This window comes from Streptococcus infantis, assembly GCF_047463635.1.
GTDB classification, from domain to species: domain Bacteria; phylum Bacillota; class Bacilli; order Lactobacillales; family Streptococcaceae; genus Streptococcus; species Streptococcus infantis_W.
On the sequence record NZ_JASHDL010000006.1, the window covers coordinates 1 to 20,719 of the forward strand.

The window sequence follows — 20,719 nt, forward strand, 5'->3', positions numbered from 1 at the left end:
ATTTCGGAACTTTGACAACTTTAAGAAACGAATTTTCATCGCTCTGAATATAAAAATGAAGAGGACATCAATTGTCCTCTCCAGATGTTAGTTTTTATTCAACCCACTACAGTTGACAATGAGCCAATAAAAAGCGGACAAAACTAGTTTTCTGATAAACAGAAGCTGGTCTTGTTCGCTTTTTTATCTAAACAATTAATTGCAAAAGAAGACCAGAGATGATATTCGACAAAAAACTAAAATAACAAACTAGAGGAATTGCCTCAGAAACATGGTGAGTAAGGCATGGCTATACTGACTTGAATTCAGCTCATCTGAGGACTTTGAAAATCTCTCTAAAGTCTACAGGGATAAGCTTTCTTTCTCTCCTCAAAAGAGTTATAATAAAGATGAAAATAGGAGAAGAGGAGGAGATAGGATGGCTTATATTGAAATGAAAAACAGCTATAAGAGGTATCATACTGGAGATACGGAAATTGTAGCAAATCGAGATGTCAACTTCGAGATTGAAAAGGGAGAACTAGTCATTATCCTTGGGTCATCTGGTGCAGGGAAGTCAACAGTTTTGAATATTCTAGGTGGTATGGATACAAACGATGAAGGGCAAGTCTGGATTGATGGGACCAATATCTCGAATTTCACTTCTCATCAGAGAACTAACTATCGTAGAGATGACGTTGGCTTTGTCTTTCAGTTTTACAATTTGGTTTCTAACTTGACTGCTAAGGAAAATGTTGAGCTAGCTTCAGAAATTGTTGCCGATGCCTTGGATCCTGAGCAGGTTCTCAAGGATGTAGGCTTAGGGCACCGTCTCAATAATTTTCCAGCTCAGCTGTCAGGCGGTGAGCAACAACGGGTATCCATTGCTCGAGCCGTGGCTAAAAATCCCAAAATTCTCCTTTGTGATGAACCAACAGGAGCTTTGGACTACCAGACTGGTAAGCAAGTTCTAAAGATTCTTCAAGATATGTCACGTAAGAAGGGGGCTACCGTTATCATTGTGACCCACAATGCCTCGATAGCTCCTATAGCTGATCGGGTGATTCAGATGCATGATGCCAGTGTCAAGAGTGTTGTCCTCAATCCTCAACCACAGGATATTGATGATTTGGAGTATTGAGATGAAAAGAAAGACATATTGGAAAGACCTGCTCCAGTCTTTCACAGGTTCAAAGGGACGGTTTTTATCCATCCTAACACTAATGATGTTAGGTTCTTTAGCCGTGGTTGGTCTCAAGGTTGCTAGTCCTAATATGGAGCGAACAGCTTGGGCTTATCTGAAAGATACTAATGCGGCAGATATGACCGTCATAGCAGATTATGGTCTAGATCAGGCAGACCAGGAAGAATTACAAACTCTATCAGGAGCAGATGTCGAATTTGGTTATATGACAGATTTGACTCTGGCAAACAGTGAAGATGCCATACGAATCTTTTCAAATACTGATAAGATTTCAAAATTTCAAGTAACGGAAGGTCGTTTGCCTGAAAAAGAAGATGAATTAGCCTTGGCGGACTTTTGGAAAGATCGCTATCAGATTGGTCAAGTCATTCATTTGAGTCAAAAGAAGGGCAGCAATTCTCAGTTGAAGCGAGATAGTTATACCATTACAGGCTTTGTCCACTCACCAGATATTTTTTCAAAATCAGATATGGGGAGTTCAGTCAGTGGTAATGGAAATCTAGCAGCTTACGCTGTCGTAACTGAAGAAAATTTTAAGAGCTCTGTATACACGATTGCCCGCTTGCGTTTTGCTAGTCTAACAGATGTCAATCCTTTCTCTAGTGATTACGAAAAAAAGCTAGAGGAAGAAGAGGAGACTTTAAAGGAACTAGTTGCTGATAATGGACAAGCGCGGCTAGAGAAAATGAAGAAGGATGCCCAAGAGTCCCTTGATGAGGGCAAGAAACAACTAGACGAGGCAGAGACCAACTTGACAGCTGGCAAGAAACGCCTGCAGGAAGTCGAAACGCGTCTACAAGCTCAAGAAAATCAAGTGAGCCAACTACCAGAACCACAAAAAAGTCAAGCATCTAGTCAGTTAGAAGAAGCAAAAAAGCAACTGAAGCAGGAACAGGAAAAGCTGAGCCAAGCCGAAACAGATCTTACTAACGAAAAGGCTAAATGGCAGACCAGTCAGGATGAAGTCAATGCTCTGACAGAGCCAAGCTATCATGTCTACAATCGAAAGAGTTCTCCAACTGGTCAAGGTTATCTCATGTATAGTAACTCGGCCATGAGTATTCGTGCCGTAGGGAATATTTTTCCAGTTGTTCTCTATGCCGTAGCAGCCATGGTTACCTTTACCACCATGACACGATTTGTAGACGAGGAAAGGACCAATGCTGGTATCTTTAAGGCTTTAGGCTACCATAGTAAGGATATCATTGCTAAGTTTGTGATTTACGGTCTAGTTGCTGGTACTCTTGGCACCCTTTTGGGAATTCTGATTGGTCATTATGTCTTAGCACCCACAATCTCGCATATCATCACTGAACGAATGATCGTTGGTGAGAGTCAGCAGTATTTCTATTGGACCTATAGTTGCTTAGCTCTGGGTCTAAGCTTAGTAGCTAGCGTTTTACCTGCCTACCTTGTATCTCGCAGAGAGTTGCATGAAGAAGCAGCGCAATTATTACTACCCAAGCCACCAGTCAAGGGCTCAAAGATTCTCTTGGAGCGCATCACCTTTATCTGGTCTCATTTGAGCTTTACCCAAAAAGTTACAGCTCGCAACATTTTCCGTTACAAACAACGCATGCTGATGACTATTTTTGGGGTCGCAGGTTCAGTAGCCCTCCTCTTTGCAGGGCTTGGTATCCAATCTTCTGTGGTAGGAGTTGCTGACAGGCAGTTTAAGGATTTGCAACAATACCAGATGGTTCTCTCTGTCAATTCTCGAGCTTCAGATTCTGATAAGGCAAAGCTAGAAGAAAAATTGCAGAGTGATGAAGTTGAAAACTATCGTTTAATTTCTTCCAAACAGGTTGAGGAAAAGTATGCTGGCAAGGCAGGTGTTCAAACCGTGACCATCATGGTAACGGATCAAGATGATCTGGCTCCCTTTGTCCTCCTAGAAAGAAATGGGGAAAAACTGAGCTTATCTAACGGACTTGTTCTAACTGAAAAATTAGCCCAGTTGGCAGGAGTTTCCCTTGGTGACAACTTTACAATAGATGGGAAAACCTTTAAGGTTGGAGCCATTACCGAGCACTACGTAGGCCATTTTGTTTATATGAATCAGGCGACCTATGAGGAGATATATGGTCAAACTCCTAAGATGAATACCTATCTAGTCCAACTCAAGGATAAAAGTGAAGGCAATACTGAAAGAGTCGCAGGAGAATTTATGGACCAGGCGGCTGTCAGTGGCCTCGTTCAAAACGCCTCCACCATTCAGCTCTTTGAAAGTTTTGCTAATTCTCTGAATCACACCATGGCGATTTTGGTGCTGGTATCGGTGCTACTAGCCATCGTGATTCTCTATAATTTGACCAATATCAATGTTGCTGAACGGATTCGGGAACTCTCAACCATCAAGGTTCTTGGTTTTCATAACAAAGAAGTGACCCTTTACATATATCGGGAAACCATCCTATTGTCACTAATTGGAATGATTGTAGGATTGGTATCAGGCTTTTATCTCCATCAATTTCTCATTCAGATGATCGCACCCGGTACCTTCCGTTTTCAACCCAAGGTCGGCTGGGAAGTTTATCTCATCCCAGTTCTAGCTGTCAGTGTCATTTTGACCATCCTAGGAGTTTTTGTCAATCATTATCTCCGAAAGGTGGATATGTTAGAAGCCCTCAAGTCTGTAGAATAATTGGTAGAGGACAAAAACAAATAAGAAAGCCCTTTGTGGCTTTTTTATTTTCATAAAAATGGTAAAATAGTAAGAGTAGAAATGGAGTTCTAGATATGAAACGAATTGATCAATTTGAAAATAAGAAAGTATTAGTCCTAGGTTTGGCCAAATCTGGTGAGTCAGCAGCTCGTCTCTTGGACAAGCTAGGTGCCATTGTCACCGTAAATGATGGCAAACCTTTTGAGGAAAATCCAGCTGCGCAAAGTCTCTTGGAAGAGGGCATCAAGGTTGTCACTGGTGGACATCCTTTGGAATTATTGGATGAAGATTTTGCCCTCATGGTAAAAAATCCAGGAATTCCTTATAGCAATCCTATGATTGAAAAAGCGCTAGAAAAAGGCATTCCAGTCTTGACAGAGGTTGAGTTGGCCTACTTGATTTCTGATGCACCGATTGTTGGTATTACTGGTTCAAATGGCAAGACTACGACCACCACTATGATTGGAGAAGTTCTGACTGCAGCTGGGCAAAATGGCCTTTTATCAGGGAACATTGGTTATCCTGCTAGTCAAGTGGCTCAAACTGCCACAGATAAGGACACTCTTGTGATGGAACTTTCTTCTTTCCAACTAATGGGAATCCAAGAATTTCATCCTGAAATTGCTGTTATCACCAACCTGATGCCAACCCATATTGACTATCACGGTTCTTTTGAAGCCTATGTAGCAGCCAAGTGGAATATCCAAAGCAATATGACAGCAGCTGATTACCTAGTATTGAACTTCAACCAGGAATTAGCTAAAGAGCTTGCTACAAAGACAAACGCGACTGTAGTACCATTCTCAACACTTGAAAAGGTGGACGGAGCTTATCTAGAAGATAGTCAACTCTACTTCCGTGGCGAAAAAGTCATGGCAGCTGATGAGATTGGTGTTCCAGGTAGCCACAATGTGGAAAATGCCCTTGCAACCATTGTTGTTGCTAAGCTTCGTGGAGTTGACAATGAAACTATCAAGGAAACCTTGTCAGCCTTTGGTGGAGTCAAACACCGTCTCCAGTATGTAGATGGAATCAAGGGTGTAAAATTCTACAACGATAGCAAGTCAACCAATATCTTGGCGACTCAAAAAGCCTTGTCTGGATTTGACAACAGCAAGGTTATCTTGATTGCTGGTGGGTTGGACCGTGGCAATGAGTTTGACGAATTGGTTCCTGATATTACTGGACTGAAGAAAATGGTCATCCTCGGGGAGTCTGCAGAACGTGTCAAACGTGCAGCGGATAAGGCTGGTGTGACTTATGTGGATGCAACAGATATTGCTGATGCAACACGCAAGGCTTATGAAATTGCGGAAGAAGGAGATGTGGTTCTCCTCAGTCCAGCCAATGCTAGCTGGGATATGTATGCCAACTTTGAGGTGCGTGGAGATCTGTTCATCAACACTGTAGCGGAGTTAAAGGGATAATATGAAAAAAATAGTATTTACAGGTGGGGGGACGGTTGGACACGTTACCCTCAACCTTTTGTTAATGCCTAAGTTCATCGAAGATGGCTGGGAAGTCCACTATATTGGTGACAAAAACGGAATTGAGTATCAAGAAATCCTCAAATCGGGTCTAGATGTGACCTTCCATTCTATTGCAACTGGGAAATTACGTCGTTATTTCTCATGGCAAAACATGGTTGATGTCTTTAAGGTTGCTTTTGGAATTCTTCAATCGCTCTTTATCATGCTTCGAGTTCGTCCACAAGCCCTCTTTTCTAAGGGTGGATTTGTATCTGTTCCGCCTGTTATTGCAGCGCGAGTATGCAGAGTACCAGTCTTTATCCATGAGTCAGACCTCTCTATGGGATTGGCCAATAAAATCGCCTATAAATTTGCGACTAAGATGTACTCTACTTTCGAGCAAGCGTCTAGTCTCACTAAGGTAGAACATGTAGGAGCTGTGACCAAGGTTTCTGGTCCAGTTATGGAAGAACCTGAAGAAATGGTGGATATCCGAACTTCTTTCAACGACAAGTTACCAACTCTTCTCTTTGTTGGAGGTTCTGCTGGGGCGCGTGTCTTTAACCAACTAGTCACAGACCACAAGGAAGAGCTGACTAGTCGTTATAATATCATCAACCTAACAGGTGATGCTAGTTTAAATGAACTAAGTTCAAACCTCTACCGTGTTGACTATGCGACGGAACTCTATCAACCGCTCATGAATATGGCTGATGTAGTCATCACTCGTGGTGGCGCCAATACTATTTTTGAACTTCTTGCCATGGCTAAATTGCATGTCATTGTCCCTCTAGGGCGTGAAGCTAGCCGTGGAGACCAGATTGAAAATGCGGCTTACTTTGTGAAAAAAGGCTATGCTGAGGAGTTGCAAGAGGGCGATTTGACCTTGTCTACTTTAGAAGAAAAAGTAAGCAAGCTTTTGACCCACAAGGAAGACTACCAGAACACGATGAAGAATTCTCATGAATTAAAATCTGTGGCGGATTTTTATACGCTACTAAAAAAAGATCTATCATAAGGAAAATCGATGTCAAAGGATAAGAAACAAGAGCCAACTCAAGGCAAGGAATTGTCAGAGTGGCAAAAACGAAATCAAGAATATCTTCAAAAAAAAGCTGAAGAAGAGGCCCAACTAGCCAAAGAAAAGGCCCAAGCAGATACCAATAAAAAAGAAGTTGCAAAAGCTCCGGAAGAAGAAACCACTTTATCAGAGTGGCAGAAGCAGAACCGTGAATATCTGCGCAAAAAGGCTGAGGAAGAGACCGAGGAAGAACAAGAGTCAGACTTATCTGAGGACACTGAGGAGGAAGATGATTCAGATTCTAATCCTGAAGAGCAGAAGGAGAGTGCAGAAGACCAGTCCTCGCTTGAAAATGAGGAGGAAACTGCTGAGACAGAACAAGTAGAAGAAGAGGACGAAAAATCTGAAGAAACAAAAGTAGAAGAAAAGAGAACTAAGTCTAAGGAAAAGATTGTTAAGCCTTCTATTCCAAGTGTTCATATCTGGCGTGCTGTTACGATTCTAATCCCAAGTTTGCTTGTCTTGTTCTTTTCCATCTATCTTTTGACGCCATACTCAACTTTGAAAAACATAGAGGTTACTGGTACGGTAGAGACCAATGCAGACCAAATCAAAGAGGCTTCAGGGATTCGTGATAGTGACTATACCTTTGGTCTGCTCCTCAATAAAGACAAACATGCTGAGATGATTAAGTCCAATCACTGGATTGAATCTGCTAGCATTCACTATCAATTCCCGACCAATTTCACCATCCAGGTCAAGGAATACGGGATTATAGCCTATTATGTTTCTGGAGAGGACCATTATCCGATTCTTTCTAGTGGGACGGTGGAAACTAGTCCAGTTAGTCTAGTCAGTCTTCCGGAAACCTATATGTCTGTACTCTTTAACGATGAGCAGCAAGTTAAAACCTTGATTGAACAATTAGCTGAAGTCAGCCCAGAGATTAAGCAAGCTATCAAGACGATTGAATTGGCTCCAACTAGTGTAACTAATGATCTTCTCAAGATTACCATGAATGATACGGATGAAGTTTTGGTTCCTCTATCAGAACTAGGTAAAAAATTGCCTTACTATAGTAAGATTAAACCTCAATTAACAGTACCAAGTGGTATTGATATGGAAGTTGGGATCTATAGTTATAGCTTGGCGGACAAGGCACTTGAGGACGAAAGAATCAAGGCCAAAGAAGAGGAGAAGAAAAAGCTGGAAGAAGAAAAGAAAAAACAAGAGGAACAGGGTAATCAAAACCAAACAACTCAACAATCACAGAGTCGCTAAACTTGAGAACATTCTATCTGCTTGATTGTGAGTCTTGGCTTTAAAGTTCTTCGGATACTAGGTAAGTGGTAAGAGTTTTTAGAAAATCAAATAATTCAATATTTTTAGGAGAACAGAGAAATCTGTTCTCTTTTTTGTTCGCTTAAAATTCTATTTGAAAGGAGTTCAACGATGTTAGGATTAGAGATTGTAATGAATTTAGACACGTTAGAAATCTTTGACGTTATCGATCATGATAAGAATGGAAACAGCGAACAAGCGCCTACAACCATCCAGTTAAGCTTATTTGACTCAATGACGTGCATTTAACAGAAGGAGATATATTAGGATGGACAGAGAAGCGCTATACAATGAATTAATTCAAAGCGAACCATTAGGTTTCATTGATCCCTTTTCTGACCTTGGGGAATTCGATCCTCTTCAGCTGAAATTTAAACAACCCGTGAAGGACTTAGTGAATCGATATTCAGGGCAGCCTTACAGTTTGGCCTGGCAACATAAAATTATGGAAATGCGGAAGTTGTTTATTGATTATCAGATAGCATTAAATGAAGAAGATAAGCAGATTAACTTTCAGCGAAGAACAAGAAGCGAAGAGTCCAAAGAACATGCTACTACTATTGTAACAACATATTTGAAGTTGGGATTTAGTTTTAAAGAAATTGAGAAGCGTGTTTCTTTATCTTACAAACAACTTCGTAGAGGCTGGAGAAGAAGTGACCATGTAATGACAAGTAGTCCTGAATTTTATAGCAAAGGGGACTTATCTGAAGGTTGCTGCTTACCGAGTAAAAAGCTACCTAAAAGCATGAGAATAAACGAGGGATAGAAAATGGAAACTGGAATTTGTAGACGATGTGCTTGCAACTGGGTTACACCTTGTATCGATGAAAAGTATGGTCCTTGCTGGTGGGTAGATAAAAACAGAACGCTGTGTAGTCACTGTTTTTATGGATTTAATGATGAATCTTGTCAGACAAAAGTTTATTACAGACCAGGTTGTTATCAGAAGAATTGTTGAATAAATGAGAATGAACATAGGAGGAAATTATATGATTTTGTTGTTTATTGTATTGTTTATTATAGGAGTGTGCATTTCGTTCAATGGAGTATTTATCATAGCTAAAAATACAGACATTAGACTTGGCTGGAGTGGTGAGAAAGATTTCTTTTTGTCTCTAAGTCCTTGGGAATGGATGTTAAGTATATTTTTAATTTTGGTAGGAGGGGCAATGATTTACTTCTCATATAATGAGTTGGCGCCATATATTATAAGTGTACTTGACTTCAAACTATAACTAGTGAAGGGATATGAGAGTCCTAAAAACCATGAAAAAGATTGATTTATTAAAATGCTTATCCATCATCACAAAAGACGGATTAAGAACACAAAAATTTAAGAATAGTCATCTACAGCTCATCTCTTCAGCTGAAGAAGGAAGAAGAGGCTCTGTATTTGCTTATCGTTCAAAAGCGAATATGGTGAAGGCACGTGGTGTTGTTTTAACCTCTATCGAATCATTGCTGGAGAATCAGGATCAGTTTACACACTGGACCCCTAACGTATATTGCTATGGAAGCTATAGCGATGCTGGTCGACGGATTACACGTGGGCACTCTGAAGATAATCTTAGACAGATTAACACATTCTACATTGACTTCGATATTACCTCTGCAGCTGAAGAAATGACGACAGGAGATATTTTAACCGCTTCTCTGGAGCTAGGTTTTATGCCAACGTTGATTCTAAAATCTGATAAGGGATTTCAAGCCTATTTTGTCCTATCAGGATCAGCCTATGTTACAGCTCATTCCCAATTTCGAGTGGTAAAGGTGGCTAAAGCTATCTCTCAAAATTTGAGAAATTACTTTGCTCAAACTTTACCAGTAGATTTGACTTGTAACCATTTTGGGATTGCTCGTATTCCTCGAACCGATAATGTCGAATTCTTTGAACCTGACTATACCTATTCATTCCAGGAGTGGTTAGATTGGTCAATGAAGCAATCAGAACTTCCTTTCCCAACTAAAAAGCCCAATTTGACGGTTATTTCGGGCTCTGAAGGGGTGAAACAGATTGATGAGCCCTGGTATCAATTGCTGATGAGAGAGGGGAATATCAAAGGTGGAAAAGCCTTGATGGGAAGAAACAACGTTCTTTTCACGCTGGCTTTAGCCAACTTCTCTTCAGGAATCGATCAGGAAGAGTGTGAGGAGGTTCTTTCTAGTTTTAATGCAAATCTAGACGAACCACTCTCTTCAGCTGAATATCATAAGATTATCACAAGCGCCTACTCAGGAAAATATGAAGCTGCTAGTCGTGATTATGTGATGACTTTATGTAAAGCATGGGTCAATCAGGAACTCAAGGCTTCAGATCTCTTTGTGAAGCAACGTTGGTACAAATTTAAGAAGAAACGTGCTGACAGGAAGAATAGTCATCTCTATGAATGGAAAACAGACGTAATGGCTTATTTAGAAGGTTTCTATCAATCCGAGGATCCATTTATCCAGACGACGAAAAAAGAGATACGAGAGAAGTTGAACATTCCTGAGCGCTCATTAGACAAAGTATTGAAGGTTCTCAAAACAGAACAAAAGATCTTCTTCACAGTCAAACACGGCCGTGGAGGAGGCATCAGATTAGCCTCTATCAAAGCAATCTTGCTTTCCCTTATCAAGGTGAAGAAAGAACGTCAGGAGGCTTATATGGCCAATATTGCTGCTTTCTTTGAAGAAAGTATAGAGTTCACTCAGAGAGTGATAGAAAGGGTTAAAGATGGCTTTAAACAAACACAACAACTATCTTTATTTGAGCTTGATATTGGATAATTTTAAAAACCCGCAATCTGCCTTACATTTATATCTACGATTATTGCTCAGATATAAATGTATATAAAATAATCTATGGAGGAATGATATGATTTTGATTTTAGTTGGATTCTTTAGCCTTATATTTGTAGGAGGACTTTTCTTAGTTCTCTCACTTATAGGGATTCGTCAACAAGTTCGTTTTGAAAACGGATATGATTCTGAATTAGAGACAGATCGATTGGCAATGATTGGTCAAAATAGAAAGTGAGAAGAAGAATGAAGTACGTAATTTTCAGTTTTGAATTAGGTGACTATATTTGTAATGGGGAGAATAAAGTTTTAGTTTTTGATACCTTGGGACTAGCTTTTCAGTATCTTCAAAAACATTACCGTAAACCACTTCCTGAACAAAGAAAAAAGAGATTGATTCACTATCCTGACGTGTATCAAGCTCCGTTTAGACTTTTAAAAGTTTGTTAGGAAGGAGAAAGGTCGATGTCAGAGTTATTCAAAATCATTAGAGGATACTACCTAACAGGGGTTGGTCAGGAACCATTGGCTTATTATTTTAAGCTTTCATCGGATAATTTAAAATTTGAGTCTGTTTCTGCAGGGGATGTGGCTTTAACTTTTTATCAAAACGAGGAGAGTATTTCTAGCATTCCAGCGATCATTAGAGTAGATAGTGTTATCTCGAATGATAAAATGATTTCAGATTACCTGCAGGAGGAGTTGAGAGATCATTATCCAATGTTGCCAATTGTCCGTGTATTGGATTCCGAGGAATTTGATCCTTTACTCTTTCAAGAAGTGATGACAACGTTCACTAACTTGAAATTAGAAATAAAAGAATTGGCCAAGATTGATTATGTTCAAGGTTCCATATTTGATTTTATGGATGAGGAGGAGATAGGATGAAAGAGCTTTTTACGCATGTTAAGTTAGCTCTAGGGACTCTTCTTGTCATTTTACTTGTGAGTCTCGCAGTTTTAGGAGGATATAGGCTGTATAAAGATTATTTTATCTTAGATTATGATCCTCACCTTACTCAGAAGGAATACCAGAATACTGTACTTGATCAAAATGTAAATCTAGTATTTTATAAAAAAGATTGTCCTTACTGTCAGGTTGGAAAAAGTGTGGTTGTAGATGCAGCCAATAAAGGTTCCTATCCTACATTTTACATTGACACTCAGACAGAAGAAGGTCAAAAGTTGGTAGAAAAATACCAGGTTGAAAAAGCTGCAACTATCATTAAGATTCGTAAGGGAAAAATAAAGAAATATCTATATGCTTCAAGAGATTCAGAGGAAAAGATTGTAGCAGATGAGAAAAGTATTCAGGAGGCCATAAATGACTAAAAGGGTAAAGCTAAGTAAATGGGCCGAGACAGCCTTTCAAAATGATTGTGAACTATGGCGTACTAGGACAAATGAAGGAATGGTTGTTTTAGGAAAATTATCAGACGGAACGTTTACCCTACATCGTTTTAATGATGAGGGAGGAAGACTAACACATATTTCTCAAGATGAGGCTCTTTGGCTAACATTGGATTTGGCACCTGAAAAGTTAGGTTGTATTTAAGGAGACAGTATGTATCAAATTTTAAATGCTATTGCGCATGGCGTGGTTGGAACTATCTTGATTGCGATCTGGTTTGTACCGCTCTTCAGGATAACTATATGTGATAACTTTGGAAATGAAATTAAAACGAAAAGGCTGCCATTAGCGTTCTTAATGTTACTAAAAAGTGTTTGGCCGAAAAGTAAGGTTTCATTTATTTGGAAAGGATATAAGAAGCATGGGAATCAGAGATAAGCCATTATTATAAAACCATAAATAGATACTATGTAGAATTAGAAAGGTGAAAATAAGAATATGGAACAAAAATATTACGCTGTTCTTATGCAAATCAATGTTGGAAAAAGTGTCTGGTTAGTCCAACAAAAAAATGGTCAATTAGCTTGGTCAGACGAAATCAGCGGTACAAGAGTTTTTAATAGTTTTGAGGAAGCTAGGGAAGCTGTTGAAAATCATTTTCTAGAGAATTTTAGATTTATTGGTTCATACAAAATTATAGAGTTCACTTATCAAGAATTGTTAGATTTTGAAATATTAACTGATGACTAAATAGTCCAAAATATCTTCATAGCTTACGTCGGGATTAATGTATTTCTTAGAACTATGCTTAACAAACTTTCCAAAGTAAAATAGTTTAAGAGGTTGTTTATCTTTTGATGCTTTTTCTAATATTTTCAGCTTTCCTTTAACTCCATGATGGCTAGCGAGGCTTTTGTTAATCGTTATAGTTGGATAATTAGAGTCTTGTTCAATTGTGCATAAACTATGGAATCTAACTAAAAAATAACTTTTTTCAGGGTTCTCTTTGTTGTCAATAGACTTTACTGTTGCAGTATCATAATAGATATGAACATCTTCTAGGTTTATTCCTCTTTGGTTTGCTTCTTTTAGATTGACAAAGTATCTTTCGAGTTGGATTTCTCTTTTATATTTATCATAGAATGTATACTTCTCTCCAGACTGGTATTCTAAAAAATAATTGACTAAGTCTCTGAGTTGTTTCACATGGCTACGGAAAGTCCTCTTGTCCTCATCAGTACGAGAGGAATGAGAGCTCTGACGATGAATTTCATCTTTATTTGACTCAGAAGAAAAATTGGATTCGTCTTTCTGTCTAGGTTTAGTTATAGTAGCCAAGCTCCCTTTAACAAGGTCTAAGTCAATAATCAGTTTATTTTTCTCACGATAAAAAGAGATATGATTTTCAGACGTTACTTCTTGTTCCCTTTGTTGATAATGTTCAATCATACGTTGACAATTATTAGGGTCATGTTTTTGATTTCTTGCCCCAGGAGTAAAATAGGGAGTTTTATTAAAGTCTGGATTATTGAAGTTAGCTAAGGTTAATTTGAAGGAGCATTTTTCTCCACATTGAAATTTTTTGGCATCAGTTAAATGATTAGGAGTTCCGATTAGAGAACAGGAAAAATCAAAGGCTTCTTTTGGAGTTACGTGTTGTTTTAATTCTAAACTATAAGCAGATTGAAAAGACATAAATAATTACCTCACTAATAATTTTTATTTTATTTTATCATTATTTCACATAGAATAGAAAGGATAAATCTATCATGATAGAGACAGCAAAACGATGGATTGAAAAGATAAAATCTAGCCCAATTTTGAAACCATTTATTAAGATTAAAGTTTGGTTTCAAGAGAATATTATTAAGAGAAAACTAGTTATTTTCTCAATGTTGTTTGTGACCTGGTTGACCCTTTTGATGGGAGCAATTTTCTCGCCACAAAGACAAACTTATACTTCAGAACAACTCAAAACAAAGCAGATTTTTGCGAATGGCAGTGGTGAGATGAAACTGGTCAGCCAGGAATATTCACCAGATACTGGAATTATTGTTTTACAATTTGAGACGAAAGATGCTACGACTTCGATAGATCGGGGCATCGATGCCAAACGATTGAAATGGAAACTTTATGCGCAACATAAAGATTCAAAAATAGAAATGGATGTTGTCCCAATCATTGATAATAAAGTATCAGTTATTATTAAAGGAGTTCCGAAAAATTTTGGTGCATTTGCGATCGATGTGACAAATCAGACAGTCGCTTCTAGTTCAATTGATGTGAATATTTCATCGCCATCCAGTGATTCTAAAAAGGTTTCTCAGAAGAAATCTGAAGAAGATGACACTGTACAATTTTTTGTAACTCCTCAAAATACTCAGCTTGAAATTAAAGCTATTGAGGTTGTCTCCAGAGAAGAATTTACTCTTCAGGAAATAGAAAAAGAGATCAATTTCCAGAATGAACAGTCTCAAAAATTGACAACCTCAATTGCTCAATTAAAGGAATCAATTGAAGATGATAATTCACGAAAAGCGAGTCTTCAAGCGGAAGCAAAATATCTAACAGGTGATGATCTCGAAGCCAATCAAAAGAATATTGCTACGCTGGATACAAATATCGAAACGAAGAACAGAACTATTGAAACAGCTTATAAAAACATTGAGAAGTTAAAGGCTAAATTAGAGTCTTTGGATAAGAAAAAACAGGCAGTCAAAGATGGAACATTTGAATTTTCAAATCCTATTGAAACTGTAGAAATGAATTAAAAAAGTGAAACAAAGAGCGCATTTTCGATGATGAGCGAGTTTGTGTTTACCAACAAATAGCAGTCAAAAATCTCCTTAATTTTTGAATTAAGGGGATTTATTTTTTATGATTGTCCCTTTAAAAAATAATTTGAGATTTTCGGTTACAATTGGATTAATTAAATAAAAAGGAGAAGTAATCATGGCTAAAAATGATTTAACAAAAATTGATAATCAACTAGAAGAGGCAAAGAAAAAAGTTGCCCTTTTGGAAAAGGAACGTAAAGAAGCAGAAGAGAATCTTCAAAAACAAATTGGTAAAATCTATGTTCAAATTCAATTGAAGAAAAATAAAAATCAGTCGTATGAATCGATTTTTGAAGAGTTAAAAATGGAACTAGGTCTCATCAAAGAAGAGGAAAAAGAACAACGTTTAGCAGCGAAGAAAAATCGTGAAGAAGGCTCTCTTCCAGCTGAAAATCAGTCTTAATTTTTGAGTTTTGAACTTCTAAATAAAGTCAAAAATGGTGTATGTAAAAGTATGTAAAGAATAAAAACAGTGTAAGTATAACACCTATAAAGTGTGTAAAGGTAAGTATAGCTTGTGTGTGTAAGTAGGTGAAACCGAGAAAATTGATATCATTGGAAACGTTGATACTATCAACATATCACGGAACGTGATATCAGTTTCCCTTATGCTCTTTTCTACCACAACACACCTAAAAAGGACCTTAGTCCCTCTGTGTGTGTTAGTGTGTTGAAAAACCGCAAAAATAGAACCGTATCGGTTCGTGATGTTGCGAGGTTGAAGTTTTCTTTTTTGCTTCTTTTTGCTTTTGCTTCGACAAAAGAAAAAAGAAGTCCTGCTTTTGGGACAATAAATAATAAGATGGAGGATACAGATGGACATTCTCATTAGAGGATTAACACAGGAAGAGGTTAGCTATCTAAAAGCTCTAGCTAAGAAAAATAAAGCCAAGTCATTTAATGATTTTCTGCTCTCAATCTGTCGTGAAAAAATTGAGTATGGAAAATTTAATCGTGCTCAAGATTTGTATGTGGCTCATTTAGAAAATATGAAATTAGCTTCTGACCATGTTCTGAAACAAATGAAAAAACAGACAAGGATACTATCTGAATTTGAAGAAAAAATGGATCGTTATGGCAATCATATTTCACGTTGGTTAGAGTATGAAGGGGAGGTGGAAAGTGATGACTAAAAATTTTTTAATTAGAAATGTTCCTGATGATATGTTTGAACAACTTCAGGCCATTTCAAAAAAATATAACTATCCAAGTTTTAATGAGTTTATGTTATCGCAAGTTCAAAATATCGTAATGAATGACGGATTGAATTTGTATGATAATCAATTTGCGGAAACATTGTCCGATATCAAAAACCAACAAAGTCAGATTTTAGAATTGATGTTGAAGAATGACATTTCTCTTTCAGCTTTAAATGTTAAACAAGATATTGTAAATGAATTAACGACAAATTGGTTACATTTTATGGATGATGCATCTGCACTTGATGCTGAGCGACGGTCAGGTGGTGTTTGAAAATGAAGAAGAATAAATCTCTGTTCATCATTCTCATTTTTCTTGCGATCTTTATCGTACAACCTAACAATTTTAATGCTATCAAATCTGGCTTGACACAAAATGATATCCCGACTCAATTGAACATAGCCGATTCAGCTGAAGAAAAAAATTCCGACTCTAATTTGAATCCTACTCTGAAAAATGATGATTTGAAATCGAAGGAGTATGACGGAAAAAATCAAGTGATTGTCGTCAATGAAAAATCACAATTTACAAAAAGCGAATTGAGTTTAGAAAGTGGTAGCTGGGAAAAATATTCTGATCTAGATTTTTTAAATCGTGTAGGAATTGCTGAAGCGATGTTGGGAAAAGAATTGATGCCAACTGAAGATAGAGAATCTATTTCCTCTATCACACCAACAGGATGGAAAAATAAAAAAATAATTTTCAACGGGAAAGAAGATTATTTATATAATCGTTCTCACTTAATCGGTTTTCAATTAAGTGGAGAGAATGCGAATGCTAAAAATTTATTTACAGGTACACGTGCTTTAAATGCAAATTTTGAAGATGAACAATCATCGATGGTTTACTATGAAAATAAAATTGCTAACTACATAAAAAATACGAACCATCATGTTCGCTATCGAGTAACTCCCATTTTTAGAAATGTGGAATTAGTTGCTAGAGGAGTTCGTATGGAAGCACAGAGTATTGAAGATGATGAGATCTCATTTGATGTATATATCTTTAATATTCAACCAGGATATAAAATCAATTATTTGACAGGAACATCTCAGAAAATTTGAGGAGGGAAAAATGAATCCAAGACTTAGCTTATATTTTAGCGAAGAAACACATGAAAAATTTAAGGAAATAAAATCCTACTTGAAAGAATCGTCTGCTTTGCAGAAACAGTATCGAAATAATTCAGCAACGCTTGTCACTTTGATTGAAGTTTTTTATAAACTTTTTATTGAATTAGGAGAAGGAAAAAATTTCTATGAGCGACTGACTCAGCTGGAAAAAAATTTTGGGGATGCCTTTGATTCTGGAAATGATAACAAGGCAATTCATCGTCAACTTGATCAAATTCTCTATCTAACGCTAACCAACTTTCATGCTATTACGAAAGATGATTTTGATGTTCAAGAATTGGAATCTATTCATTCACGATTGGATCCTACACAGCATGAATTGATGGCAAGAATCAACGATGTCATTCAAGAAGATATTGCACGTGGTCAAACTATCAAACATTCTCATTGAGGTACAGTAAATGGTAGATATTGTTGAAATCTATTTAGAAACAGGAGATTTTCATGAAGCGGTGAAACAGTCAGGGCTGCCTACTCATATAGCTCATTTGAAATTAATAAAGAGTGGCTGTCTTAAAATTCAAGATAAAATTCAGTATGGTTCTAGGACAGCTAAGCTCGGGGGAATGGCCGAGGAGCTTTTTCAAAAATATGTTCCAGATGCAACGGATGCGAATAAGTATTTCAAGAAAAATAATCCAGTATATGATTTTTGGCTAGATGGTCTAACGATTGATGTAAAATACAGCTCATTGTATAAAAGGAAAAACGGGAACTCTCATCACTGGCAATTGAGGACAAAAGGAAATCAAGATTTTATTGTCGCCTTTTTAGAACGAGAAAGTGGTTCAGAGTTAGAAGAACCAAATATCTTATTGATTCCCATGCAATTTATTGAAGAGCAAAAAGAATTACACATTTCTCAATCAGGACGGTGGATCAATGATTTTCAAGTTGAACCTGAAGAATTACAACCGTTATTAAAAGACTATGCTCTTTTAAGAAAAAATGGACTATTTTAATTCAAAGAGAGGAAAATAATGAACGTATCTTCTAGTCCAAGTATTACCTTCATGCTGCAATATACAGAAGCAAATAGTGGGTTTGTAGACTACACCAATAGAGACGAAGCTGTCGAGGTTGATAATGAATTAAATTTAGAAACGCACAGACAAAATATTGAGTCTCTAACTGAAGATGAACTACAAAAAATCCAAGCTGAAGTTCCAGAAACAAAACTTAATTTCCAGGAGTACATCGATTATATGAATCGTTCTTATGCTACTGAAAATCAAAATGAAGAAATGACAGCGATTTTTACAAAAGAAGCCAATTACTTGCAACGTAGCAAAGTAACTGAATTGAAAAGTAAGTTAGAACAGGCTTATCAAAATGGCTCTCTTTTATGGCAGGGTGTTATCTCTTTTGATAATGATTTTTTGGCCAAGGAGGGATTATATGATCTTGAAACTGGAAAAGTCGATCAGCAAGCTATCAAGTCGGTCATACGTGAAGCATTACCAAGATTGATTGAAAAAGAAGGCTTATCCGACTCATCATTTTGGTGGGCTAACATTCACTTGAATACGGATAATATTCATGTGCATTTTGGCTTATCAGAAGTCGAGTCTGCAAGAGAAAAAATTTTCTATCGGCCTCGTGGACGAATGGAGTACAGAGGAAACTTTTCGCAGAAAACTATTGAGCGCTTTAAAAGCGATGTTTTTCATGGCTTGTTGAATGAACAGACTAGAGGAATGATTGTTAGACGAGAACAAATCTTGGCCAATATCAGAAGTGAGTTGATCAATTCTGTATTTAGAGATCAGAAGGTTCGTTCTTCGGCTGAAAAAAATTTTTTGGAACAGGCTTACAACCATTTACCAATGGATAAAAAATGGCGCTATGGCTCAAATGCAAGAGATTTTGCAGTCAGTAAATTCTTCCTTGACCGCTATCTGGATTCCTATTTAGAAAATGATGGGAAAGAGCTCTATCAAGAATTTCTGAAAGAAACGAAGGACTTCCTAGAAACCTATAGAGGAGCTTATTCGGCTGGGAAAAAATCAACCTACGAGAAGATTCGGAAACTTGATGGTCGTGTTGAGAAAACACAACAGGAGGCTGCAGGCTATCATCTGCAGCAATTAATAGCGAATCGAGAGAAGGAGTTGAGAGAACGATTAGCAAATAGAATCTTGCACCTATTTCGTGAGAATGCCCCTGAGATAGCTGATGTTCGGCTGGAAAAAAATTTGGCCAATTTCTCAGTAAAGAATCAACAAATGATTTTAGAACAGGATCCCAATGCAAGTGTTATCAAAACACTAGATGCTTGGAAAAAACTGGGTTATGAATTGAAAGATGGGGCAAAACCTCTTGAAATCACAAAACCAGTCTATGCTGCTTATGATAAACACGGAACAGGTTTGGGACGTCCTGAATATGTTACGGAATTAGTTTATGATGTGAGTCAGCTGAAAGAAGACTTACTGGAGAAGCAACTTACTTTAAGAGACTTGTCGCTATTTTCTTCAGATGATTTGAAAGATCTTGTAGAAGCAGCTAAAAAGAAAAGTGATCGATCATTAAAAGAGCGCCAGGAGTTAGGAACATTTCGCTATGCTTTAAAATTGAGTTTATTGGAGGAAAAACAGAGTAGTTTATTAGTTCGTAAAACTCTTTTTGATCAAATTCAACCACTTGAAACCGATAAGCCATTTGTTGAATTTAAAAAGAAAGAAATTCAACAAAGACTGAAGCTGACTGAATTGCAACTGACTCCAAATTATAAACTAGGTGAAGCAGACCAATCTTTAAAACAATCTCTTGCTAACCAATTTGAAGATAGTGTTTCTTTTTCAGTAGAAAAGGCTGATTCATTAGCAATTCAAGCACCTATTAAACGTCTGAAGGGAGAATTAGCGGCAGTTCAACCTCTTCAAGATGAAGGAGTGCTGACTATTCTAAAGGGCTATCCTGTTACGAAAGATAGCTATATAGAAGAGCTACAGACCCATATCTTAATTTTTCAGCTGAAACATCAGATTTACAGTCGAAACAAGGAAATTTCACAAACGACTGATCAAACGACTATTCAAAAATTAAAACGGGATAATGCGAAAGGATTTTCTGAACTCAAATCACTCTATCAAAAAATATTGCCAGAGGAAGAAAGCAATCAGAAAAGTCAGTTAGCTCAAGCTGTTTCACATAAAATGCAAGAAAGGAAGAACTTGCAAAGAAAAAACGTCCAACAATCCCAAGGCAAAGCAATCATCAATACAGATTTTATGAGAAATTTGACCAATTCTCTTCAAAGGGCCCAACGTGCAAATAAAAAAGCCCTTATGGAACGTGAGAGAAGTGATGAGAGGCAAGAACTTGAGGAAAAAGGACAAAGTATATAAGAGTCATTGTAAAAGCAATGACTTTTTTGTTGAAAATGGAATTATATTGTCCCTTTAACTGTGATTTTTCGATTATTACATAGAATAGAAGGATAAAAAGAGAAAGGAGAAGAAAAATGGAGCTAGTATTTCCAGATGTAGCAGTTGAAGCCTTTGACTTTTCAGCTGAATGGTTAATTACGGCAATGAATGCCGATAATAAGCAAGTGCATTTTGAGGGTCAAGGAAGAAATTCTGATTTAGAAATGGTTCTAGATTTTAAGGAAAATTCTGAGCTATTTGAATCTTTTTCAGTAGGGGAATTGGTTCACTTAGATCCAGAAACGTTTCTGCAAGCAGAGAAAGAGCCGTACAAACCACAGTATGAAGGATTTTAAGGAGATTTT

General features: G+C 37.3%; 25 protein-coding genes. 24 read left to right on the plus strand and 1 reads right to left on the minus strand.

Going from position 1 to position 20,719, the window contains the following annotated elements:
* Positions 1 to 418 precede the first annotated feature (418 nt).
* The 15 genes from QM867_RS04895 to QM867_RS04965 all read left to right on the plus strand — a co-directional run bounded on the left by QM867_RS04895 (position 419) and on the right by QM867_RS04965 (position 12,563).
* Positions 419 to 1,120 (plus strand): ABC transporter ATP-binding protein, encoded by a 702-nt coding sequence (locus QM867_RS04895; RefSeq protein ID WP_414315266.1) that lies wholly within the window; start codon positions 419 to 421, stop codon positions 1,118 to 1,120.
* Between the two features lies 1 nt (position 1,121).
* Entirely contained in the window at positions 1,122 to 3,827 is a 2,706-nt protein-coding gene (locus QM867_RS04900; protein ID WP_414315267.1) for an FtsX-like permease family protein, read from the plus strand.
* A gap of 95 nt (positions 3,828 to 3,922) precedes the next feature.
* Positions 3,923 to 5,275, plus strand: a complete 1,353-nt coding sequence (murD, locus tag QM867_RS04905; RefSeq protein ID WP_414315268.1) for a UDP-N-acetylmuramoyl-L-alanine--D-glutamate ligase — start codon at positions 3,923 to 3,925, stop codon at positions 5,273 to 5,275.
* 1 nt (position 5,276) lies between these two features.
* A complete protein-coding gene (locus tag QM867_RS04910; RefSeq protein ID WP_414315269.1) occupies positions 5,277 to 6,335 on the plus strand; it encodes a UDP-N-acetylglucosamine--N-acetylmuramyl-(pentapeptide) pyrophosphoryl-undecaprenol N-acetylglucosamine transferase in 1,059 nt (352 codons plus the stop codon).
* Between the two features lie 9 nt (positions 6,336 to 6,344).
* On the plus strand, positions 6,345 to 7,619 hold the full coding sequence (locus tag QM867_RS04915) for a cell division protein FtsQ/DivIB (RefSeq protein ID WP_075232223.1): 1,275 nt from the start codon (positions 6,345 to 6,347) through the stop codon (positions 7,617 to 7,619).
* Positions 7,620 to 7,947: 328 nt separating this feature from the next.
* Positions 7,948 to 8,448, plus strand: a complete 501-nt coding sequence (locus QM867_RS04920) for a hypothetical protein (RefSeq protein WP_000373371.1) — start codon at positions 7,948 to 7,950, stop codon at positions 8,446 to 8,448.
* 223 nt (positions 8,449 to 8,671) lie between these two features.
* Complete coding sequence (locus QM867_RS04925) at positions 8,672 to 8,917, plus strand: hypothetical protein (protein ID WP_000601796.1); 246 nt, start codon at positions 8,672 to 8,674, stop codon at positions 8,915 to 8,917.
* 31 nt (positions 8,918 to 8,948) lie between these two features.
* Complete coding sequence (locus tag QM867_RS04930) at positions 8,949 to 10,451, plus strand: primase C-terminal domain-containing protein (RefSeq protein ID WP_414315270.1); 1,503 nt, start codon at positions 8,949 to 8,951, stop codon at positions 10,449 to 10,451.
* Positions 10,452 to 10,539: 88 nt separating this feature from the next.
* Positions 10,540 to 10,701, plus strand: a complete 162-nt coding sequence (locus QM867_RS04935) for a hypothetical protein (RefSeq protein WP_000600806.1) — start codon at positions 10,540 to 10,542, stop codon at positions 10,699 to 10,701.
* Positions 10,702 to 10,709: 8 nt separating this feature from the next.
* On the plus strand, positions 10,710 to 10,913 hold the full coding sequence (locus QM867_RS04940) for a hypothetical protein (RefSeq protein WP_000878299.1): 204 nt from the start codon (positions 10,710 to 10,712) through the stop codon (positions 10,911 to 10,913).
* A gap of 15 nt (positions 10,914 to 10,928) precedes the next feature.
* Positions 10,929 to 11,351 (plus strand): hypothetical protein, encoded by a 423-nt coding sequence (locus QM867_RS04945; protein ID WP_001292117.1) that lies wholly within the window; start codon positions 10,929 to 10,931, stop codon positions 11,349 to 11,351.
* On the plus strand, positions 11,348 to 11,794 hold the full coding sequence (locus tag QM867_RS04950) for a thioredoxin domain-containing protein (protein ID WP_000661092.1): 447 nt from the start codon (positions 11,348 to 11,350) through the stop codon (positions 11,792 to 11,794). Before QM867_RS04945 ends, QM867_RS04950 begins: the two co-directional genes overlap by 4 nt.
* Complete coding sequence (locus tag QM867_RS04955) at positions 11,787 to 12,017, plus strand: hypothetical protein (RefSeq protein WP_000167063.1); 231 nt, start codon at positions 11,787 to 11,789, stop codon at positions 12,015 to 12,017. Before QM867_RS04950 ends, QM867_RS04955 begins: the two co-directional genes overlap by 8 nt.
* Positions 12,018 to 12,026: 9 nt before the next feature.
* Complete coding sequence (locus tag QM867_RS04960; RefSeq protein ID WP_000284341.1) at positions 12,027 to 12,251, plus strand: hypothetical protein; 225 nt, start codon at positions 12,027 to 12,029, stop codon at positions 12,249 to 12,251.
* A gap of 60 nt (positions 12,252 to 12,311) precedes the next feature.
* Complete coding sequence (locus tag QM867_RS04965; RefSeq protein ID WP_000436118.1) at positions 12,312 to 12,563, plus strand: hypothetical protein; 252 nt, start codon at positions 12,312 to 12,314, stop codon at positions 12,561 to 12,563.
* Here the strand turns inward: QM867_RS04965 and QM867_RS04970 are convergent.
* Positions 12,549 to 13,508, minus strand: coding sequence for a hypothetical protein (locus QM867_RS04970; protein WP_000009937.1), 960 nt, complete (start codon positions 13,506 to 13,508; stop codon positions 12,549 to 12,551). The genes QM867_RS04965 and QM867_RS04970 overlap by 15 nt on opposite strands.
* A gap of 74 nt (positions 13,509 to 13,582) precedes the next feature.
* On the opposite strand from QM867_RS04970, the gene QM867_RS04975 reads away from it, so the two are divergent.
* The 9 genes from QM867_RS04975 (at position 13,583) to QM867_RS05015 (ending at position 20,710) form a co-directional block, all read left to right on the plus strand.
* Complete coding sequence (locus QM867_RS04975) at positions 13,583 to 14,584, plus strand: hypothetical protein (RefSeq protein WP_000573156.1); 1,002 nt, start codon at positions 13,583 to 13,585, stop codon at positions 14,582 to 14,584.
* Between the two features lie 181 nt (positions 14,585 to 14,765).
* Complete coding sequence (locus QM867_RS04980; protein WP_001096995.1) at positions 14,766 to 15,053, plus strand: hypothetical protein; 288 nt, start codon at positions 14,766 to 14,768, stop codon at positions 15,051 to 15,053.
* 412 nt (positions 15,054 to 15,465) lie between these two features.
* Entirely contained in the window at positions 15,466 to 15,783 is a 318-nt protein-coding gene (locus tag QM867_RS04985; RefSeq protein ID WP_000353213.1) for a hypothetical protein, read from the plus strand.
* Entirely contained in the window at positions 15,776 to 16,123 is a 348-nt protein-coding gene (locus QM867_RS04990; protein WP_414315271.1) for a hypothetical protein, read from the plus strand. The genes QM867_RS04985 and QM867_RS04990 overlap by 8 nt, the downstream gene beginning before the upstream one ends.
* Positions 16,124 to 16,125: 2 nt before the next feature.
* Positions 16,126 to 16,914: a DNA/RNA non-specific endonuclease gene (locus tag QM867_RS04995; protein ID WP_414315272.1), complete on the plus strand. Its 789-nt coding sequence runs from the start codon at positions 16,126 to 16,128 to the stop codon at positions 16,912 to 16,914.
* A 10-nt stretch (positions 16,915 to 16,924) separates the two neighbouring features.
* A complete protein-coding gene (locus tag QM867_RS05000; RefSeq protein ID WP_001069604.1) occupies positions 16,925 to 17,374 on the plus strand; it encodes a hypothetical protein in 450 nt (149 codons plus the stop codon).
* 10 nt (positions 17,375 to 17,384) lie between these two features.
* Positions 17,385 to 17,945, plus strand: coding sequence for a hypothetical protein (locus QM867_RS05005; RefSeq protein WP_000227716.1), 561 nt, complete (start codon positions 17,385 to 17,387; stop codon positions 17,943 to 17,945).
* Between the two features lie 18 nt (positions 17,946 to 17,963).
* Positions 17,964 to 20,333, plus strand: a complete 2,370-nt coding sequence (gene mobP2 / locus QM867_RS05010) for a MobP2 family relaxase (protein WP_414315273.1) — start codon at positions 17,964 to 17,966, stop codon at positions 20,331 to 20,333.
* 116 nt (positions 20,334 to 20,449) lie between these two features.
* Positions 20,450 to 20,710 (plus strand): hypothetical protein, encoded by a 261-nt coding sequence (locus QM867_RS05015; protein WP_000424244.1) that lies wholly within the window; start codon positions 20,450 to 20,452, stop codon positions 20,708 to 20,710.
* Positions 20,711 to 20,719: the final 9 nt, after the last annotated feature.

Coding starts and splice junctions, on each gene's coding strand:
- QM867_RS04895 (WP_414315266.1), top strand. CDS start 419: ATGGCTTATATTGAAATGAAAAACAGCTATAAGAGGTATCATACTGGA.
- QM867_RS04900 (WP_414315267.1), top strand. CDS start 1,122: ATGAAAAGAAAGACATATTGGAAAGACCTGCTCCAGTCTTTCACAGGT.
- murD (WP_414315268.1), top strand. CDS start 3,923: ATGAAACGAATTGATCAATTTGAAAATAAGAAAGTATTAGTCCTAGGT.
- QM867_RS04910 (WP_414315269.1), top strand. CDS start 5,277: ATGAAAAAAATAGTATTTACAGGTGGGGGGACGGTTGGACACGTTACC.
- QM867_RS04915 (WP_075232223.1), top strand. CDS start 6,345: ATGTCAAAGGATAAGAAACAAGAGCCAACTCAAGGCAAGGAATTGTCA.
- QM867_RS04920 (WP_000373371.1), top strand. CDS start 7,948: ATGGACAGAGAAGCGCTATACAATGAATTAATTCAAAGCGAACCATTA.
- QM867_RS04925 (WP_000601796.1), top strand. CDS start 8,672: ATGATTTTGTTGTTTATTGTATTGTTTATTATAGGAGTGTGCATTTCG.
- QM867_RS04930 (WP_414315270.1), top strand. CDS start 8,949: ATGAAAAAGATTGATTTATTAAAATGCTTATCCATCATCACAAAAGAC.
- QM867_RS04935 (WP_000600806.1), top strand. CDS start 10,540: ATGATTTTGATTTTAGTTGGATTCTTTAGCCTTATATTTGTAGGAGGA.
- QM867_RS04940 (WP_000878299.1), top strand. CDS start 10,710: ATGAAGTACGTAATTTTCAGTTTTGAATTAGGTGACTATATTTGTAAT.
- QM867_RS04945 (WP_001292117.1), top strand. CDS start 10,929: ATGTCAGAGTTATTCAAAATCATTAGAGGATACTACCTAACAGGGGTT.
- QM867_RS04950 (WP_000661092.1), top strand. CDS start 11,348: ATGAAAGAGCTTTTTACGCATGTTAAGTTAGCTCTAGGGACTCTTCTT.
- QM867_RS04955 (WP_000167063.1), top strand. CDS start 11,787: ATGACTAAAAGGGTAAAGCTAAGTAAATGGGCCGAGACAGCCTTTCAA.
- QM867_RS04960 (WP_000284341.1), top strand. CDS start 12,027: ATGTATCAAATTTTAAATGCTATTGCGCATGGCGTGGTTGGAACTATC.
- QM867_RS04965 (WP_000436118.1), top strand. CDS start 12,312: ATGGAACAAAAATATTACGCTGTTCTTATGCAAATCAATGTTGGAAAA.
- QM867_RS04970 (WP_000009937.1), bottom strand. CDS start 13,508: ATGTCTTTTCAATCTGCTTATAGTTTAGAATTAAAACAACACGTAACT.
- QM867_RS04975 (WP_000573156.1), top strand. CDS start 13,583: ATGATAGAGACAGCAAAACGATGGATTGAAAAGATAAAATCTAGCCCA.
- QM867_RS04980 (WP_001096995.1), top strand. CDS start 14,766: ATGGCTAAAAATGATTTAACAAAAATTGATAATCAACTAGAAGAGGCA.
- QM867_RS04985 (WP_000353213.1), top strand. CDS start 15,466: ATGGACATTCTCATTAGAGGATTAACACAGGAAGAGGTTAGCTATCTA.
- QM867_RS04990 (WP_414315271.1), top strand. CDS start 15,776: ATGACTAAAAATTTTTTAATTAGAAATGTTCCTGATGATATGTTTGAA.
- QM867_RS04995 (WP_414315272.1), top strand. CDS start 16,126: ATGAAGAAGAATAAATCTCTGTTCATCATTCTCATTTTTCTTGCGATC.
- QM867_RS05000 (WP_001069604.1), top strand. CDS start 16,925: ATGAATCCAAGACTTAGCTTATATTTTAGCGAAGAAACACATGAAAAA.
- QM867_RS05005 (WP_000227716.1), top strand. CDS start 17,385: ATGGTAGATATTGTTGAAATCTATTTAGAAACAGGAGATTTTCATGAA.
- mobP2 (WP_414315273.1), top strand. CDS start 17,964: ATGAACGTATCTTCTAGTCCAAGTATTACCTTCATGCTGCAATATACA.
- QM867_RS05015 (WP_000424244.1), top strand. CDS start 20,450: ATGGAGCTAGTATTTCCAGATGTAGCAGTTGAAGCCTTTGACTTTTCA.